Annotated in this window: 6 protein-coding genes; 4 read left to right on the forward strand and 2 right to left on the reverse strand. The window is 63.6% G+C overall.

The window, feature by feature from the left end:
- Positions 1 to 261 (reverse strand): cytochrome c peroxidase (locus AC1D1Z_RS34125; protein WP_477853227.1); only part of this gene is annotated, 261 nt, incomplete at its 3' end.
- 198 nt (positions 262 to 459) lie between these two features.
- Here AC1D1Z_RS34125 and AC1D1Z_RS34130 point away from each other — a divergent pair.
- On the forward strand, positions 460 to 2004 hold the full coding sequence (locus AC1D1Z_RS34130; RefSeq protein ID WP_477853228.1) for an acid phosphatase: 1545 nt from the start codon (positions 460 to 462) through the stop codon (positions 2002 to 2004).
- A gap of 55 nt (positions 2005 to 2059) precedes the next feature.
- On the opposite strand, the gene AC1D1Z_RS34135 is transcribed toward AC1D1Z_RS34130, so the two are convergent.
- Positions 2060 to 2818 (reverse strand): IclR family transcriptional regulator, encoded by a 759-nt coding sequence (locus tag AC1D1Z_RS34135; protein WP_018246425.1) that lies wholly within the window; start codon positions 2816 to 2818, stop codon positions 2060 to 2062.
- Positions 2819 to 2974: 156 nt separating this feature from the next.
- On the opposite strand from AC1D1Z_RS34135, the gene AC1D1Z_RS34140 reads away from it, so the two are divergent.
- The 3 genes from AC1D1Z_RS34140 to AC1D1Z_RS34150 all read left to right on the forward strand — a co-directional run.
- Entirely contained in the window at positions 2975 to 3682 is a 708-nt protein-coding gene (locus AC1D1Z_RS34140; protein ID WP_047617803.1) for a 3-oxoacid CoA-transferase subunit A, read from the forward strand.
- Complete coding sequence (locus AC1D1Z_RS34145) at positions 3679 to 4368, forward strand: 3-oxoacid CoA-transferase subunit B (protein ID WP_047617807.1); 690 nt, start codon at positions 3679 to 3681, stop codon at positions 4366 to 4368. Before AC1D1Z_RS34140 ends, AC1D1Z_RS34145 begins: the two co-directional genes overlap by 4 nt.
- A 9-nt stretch (positions 4369 to 4377) precedes the next feature.
- On the forward strand, positions 4378 to 4846 hold a 469-nt coding region (locus AC1D1Z_RS34150), incomplete at its 3' end, for a thiolase family protein (RefSeq protein WP_477853229.1).

Below are 4846 nucleotides of genomic sequence, written 5' to 3' on the forward strand. Positions count from 1 at the left end.
GGCATGAGCCGGATCATGGCAGGACGCGCAGGCCTGGAGCCCCGAGGCTGACAGCGAGGGATCTGAAAATATCTCACGGCCAAGTGCGGTGAGCGTTTCGGCCCGGGCGAAGGCGTCAGTGCGCGACATCGGTCCGGGATGAACGCCTGCAGCGGTCGCCGCGCTGCTTTGCCGCAGGGGAAGAATGGCAAGACCAAGCGCCACGGCACCCATGCCGACGGCCAGGCCGGAGCGCACAAGCCAGATGATCTTCGTCGTCATGGTAAGGATTCCAATAAGTTAGTACTGGTTTCCGCCATGATCGAACCTCGCTGCAACAAATTGATGACGGCCAGTCTCCTGCTGCATCACGGCAACCCCTGATGTCACAAAGTTGATAGACGGCCGGAATAGCGTCGAAGTGCCCCCGAGCGTTCTCCGCTCCCTCTAGCCAACGCCCCCTAGCCATGAGGTACCCCCGTGAAAAGACTGAAACTCCTCCATTCGATCTGTCTCGCCGGATCGGCCATCGTGCCGTTTGCGGTGGCGACGGCAACCCATGCGGCGCCGGCCGGTTACGACAAGATCGACAATGTCGTCGTCATCTATGCCGAGAACCGCAGCTTCGATAATCTCTATGGCAGCTTTCCCGGCGCCGACGGGCTCTCGAACGCGACTRCCGATCGCACACGCCAGCTCGATCGCGATGGCCAGCCGCTGTCCGAACTGCCGCCGGCCTGGGGCGGCCTCACCGCCAAGGGTGTCTCGCCTGCCGTCACCGAGGCGCAGTCGGCCCATCTCGCCAACGCCTCCTTCGCGATCGACGATCCGCAGGGCTTCGCAGAGGCGCCTTCGGTCATCACCCGCGACCTCTGGCATCGCTTCTACCAGGAGCAGATGCAGATCGACGGCGGCAAGAACGACAAGTTCGTCGCCTGGGCCGATTCCGGCAGCCTGGTCGTGGGCCATTACGACGGCTCCATCCTGCCGATGTGGCAGGTCGCCAAGAAATACGTCATTGCCGACAATTTCTTCCAGGGCGCCTTCGGCGGTTCGTTCCTCAACCATTTCGCGCTGGTCTGCGCCTGCACGCCCTATTATCCCAACGCCGACAAGAGCCCGGCCAAGCCCACCATCGCCAAGGTGGATGCGGATGGCACGTCGCTGACCGTGGCGGAAAACGCCCCGAAGTCGGCGCTGGACGGCGCACCGAAATTCGTTTCCGACGGCACGCTGACGCCTGACTTCTACGCCGTCAACACCATGCAGCCGCCCTACCAGCCGAGCGGCAATCCGCCGGCCAAGGATGGTGACGCGGCCTATGCCGATCCGGCGGCCGCAACTACGCTGCCGCCGCAGCATGAAATCACCATCGGCGACCTGCTGTCGCTGAAAGGCGTCAGCTGGGCCTGGTACGGCGGCGCCTGGCAGGCAGCCCTTGATGGCAAGAATGCCACCCCGGTGCCGAACTTCCAGTTCCATCACCAGCCGTTCAACTATTTCGCCAATTTTGCGCCCGGCACCCCGGCGCGTGCCGAGCATCTGAGGGATGGTGGCCTAGGCGGCGAGGCCTTCCTCAAAGATATCGACGACGGCAAGCTGCCGGCGGTTTCCTTCTACAAGCCGCAGGGCAACCTCAACGAACATGGCGGTTATGCCGATGTTTCGAGCGGCGACCAGCATCTTGCCGATATCGTTTCCCACCTCGAGAAGAGCCCGCAATGGGGCCATATGCTCGTCATCGTCACCTATGACGAGAATGGCGGGTTCTGGGATCACGTCGCTCCGCCGAAGGCCGACCGCTGGGGTCCGGGCAATCGTATTCCGGCCTTCATCATCTCGCCCTTCGCCAAAGGCGGCATGGTCGATCATACGCAGTACGACACCACGTCGATCATCCGCTTCATTACCGCGCGCTACGATCTGCCGGTGCTGCCCGGCATCGTCGCCCGCGACAAGGCGCTGCGGAACAACGACCGGCCGCCAATGGGAGACCTGACTGCCGCGCTCGACCTGACGCATTGACCGATGATGAGCCGCCCCGGCGCTGGCCGGGGTCGCTCTCCCTTCAGGCTTACCGTCACCGCCGCAGCAGCGGCCGCAATGCCGCCTGCGTTTCCTTCAGCAGCGGCAGATAGCGCTCCTTCATCTCCGCCGCCGGGACGAGGGCGGCCGGCGCGCCGATATTGATCGCTGCGACCGTTTCGCCACGATCGTTGTCGATGGGCACGGCAATGGAGCAGAGGCCGATCTCCAGCTCCTGATCGATGATGGCGTAACCCTCAGTGCGGACGCGGCGGAATTCGGCGATCAGCTCATCCGGATCGGTTCTGGTATTTGCAGTGTTTTGTTTCAGCTCGCTGCGGGCCAGGATCGCGCGGGCCTCGCTCTCGGTAAGGGCTGCGAGCAGCACGCGCCCCATCGAGGCGCAGTAGGCGGGCAGGCGGCTGCCGGGGGTGAGATTGATCGACATGACGCGGCGCTGCGAGGCGCGGGCGATATAGACGATGTCGGTGCCGTCGAGCACCGAAGCCGAGGCGCTCTGGCCGGCTTTTTCCGAGAGAAGATCGAGATGTGGCTGCAGCAGCGCCGGCAGCGGCGTCGCTGAGAGATAGGCATGGCCAAGGCGCAGGATCTTTGGCGTCAGCGTGAAGAACTTGCCGTCATAATCGGCATAACCGAGCTCGGCGAGCGTCAGCAGCGAGCGGCGCACGGTGGCGCGGTCAAGCTCCGTCAGCTTGGCGGCCTCGGCAATGGAAAGCCGCTGCCGTGTTTCACCGAACGCTTCGATGACCTTCAGGCCGCGGGCGAAGCCGCTGACGAAATCCGTTTCGCGCATGGGTCCAGTCTCCAATGGATTCATTCATTTTGTGCGATATATGAACAAATGTCAAATATCGCACAAATACATTGCCGCTTGGCCCGCCGCGCTTTATGTCTACGCCAGAGGACGGGATGGAGAGCTCCCGCTCGCATAGCCAAGGAGAGATCCCGCATGGACAAGACAGTCGGGAGCACGGCGGAAGCCGTCTCTGAGATCGGAGATGGCGCGACCGTCATGATCGGCGGTTTTGGTGGCTCGGGCGCGCCGATCGAGCTCATTCATGCCTTGATCGACAAGGGCGCCAAAAACCTCACCGTGATCAACAACAATGCCGGCAACGGGCGCATCGGTATCGCCGCGATGATCGATGCCGGCATGGTGCGGAAGATGATCTGCTCTTTCCCGCGTTCGTCGGATCCGCGCGCCTTCACCGACAAATATTTGGCCGGCGAAATCGAGCTCGAGCTGGTGCCCCAGGGAACGCTTGCCGAGCGCATCCGCGCCGGCGGGGCCGGCATCCCGGCCTTTTATACGCCGACGGCCTACGGCACCGAACTGGCCGACGGCAAAGTCATCGCCGAATTCGATGGCCGCCATTACGTGCAGGAGCGCTGGCTGAAGGCCGACTTCGCGATCGTGAAGGCCGAGATCGGCGATATCCAGGGCAATCTCACCTACAACAAGGCCGGCCGCAACTTCAATCCGCTGATGTGCATGGCCGCGGCGAAGACCATCGTCCAGGTCTCATCCATCGTGCCGGCCGGCGGCATCGATCCCGAGCATGTGGTGACACCGGGTATTTTCGTCGATCGCGTCGTCGCCGTCCCCAGTCCCCAGCAGGAAGAAGAGCTCATTCGAGCCGGAGTGGCCTACGTATGACCATCGACACTCGTGAAGACATCAAGCTTTCCAATGCGCAGATCGCCTGGCGGGCCGCGCAGGATATCGCCGACGGCGCCTATGTGAACCTCGGCATCGGCTTTCCCGAAATGGTCGCCCGCTATCAGCCGCCCGGCCGTCAGGCGATTTTTCACACGGAAAACGGCATCCTGAACTTCGGCGAGCCGCCGGCCGCAGGCGAGGAAGACTGGGACCTGATCAATGCCGGCAAGAAGGCGGTGACGCTGAAGCCGGGTGCTGCCTTCTTCCATCACGCCGACAGCTTCGCCATGGTGCGCGGCGGCCATCTCGACGTCGCGATCCTCGGCGCCTATCAGGTTGCCCAGAGCGGCGATCTCGCCAACTGGCGGGTGGGCAGCAAAGGCGTGCCGGCCGTCGGCGGCGCCATGGACCTGGTGCACGGCGCCAAGCAGGTTTGCGTCATCACCGAGCACGTCACTAAAACAGGCGAACCGAAGCTGGTGGAGAAATGCACCTTCCCGCTGACCGGCGTCGCCTGCATCACCCGCGTCTATACCAGCCACGCCGTCATCGACATTGTGACGGGACGCTTCGTCCTGCGCGAGAAGTTGGCCGCGATGTCGCAGGAGGAATTGCAGGCGATGACCGGCGCGCCACTGTATGTCGAGGGCCCGGTTGGCGACCTCGTCGTCCCGCAACTCTGAGGAAAAGCCATGACCGAAGCCTTTATCTGCGACTATGTCAGAACGCCGATCGGCCGCTTCGCCGGCTCGCTGTCCCAGGTGCGGGCCGACGATCTCGGTGCGATCCCGCTGAAGGCATTGATGGCACGCAACAGCGCCGTCGATTGGGAGGCCGTCGATGACGTCATCTTCGGCTGCGCCAACCAGGCGGGCGAAGACAACCGCAATGTCGCGCGCATGTCGGCCCTGCTCGCCGGCCTGCCGATCGCGGTTCCGGGCACGACGATCAACCGGCTTTGCGGCTCCGGCATGGATGCCGTAATCACGGCGGCGCGGGCCATCCGCTCTGGTGAGGCCGAACTGATGGTCGCTGGCGGCGTCGAGAGCATGTCGCGCGCGCCCTTCGTCATGCCGAAGGCCGAGACGGCCTTCTCGCGGGCCGCCGAAATCCACGACACGACGATCGGCTGGCGCTTCGTCAACCCGCTGATGAAGAAGC

This window comes from Rhizobium sp. P1_E1 (genome assembly GCF_056406015.1).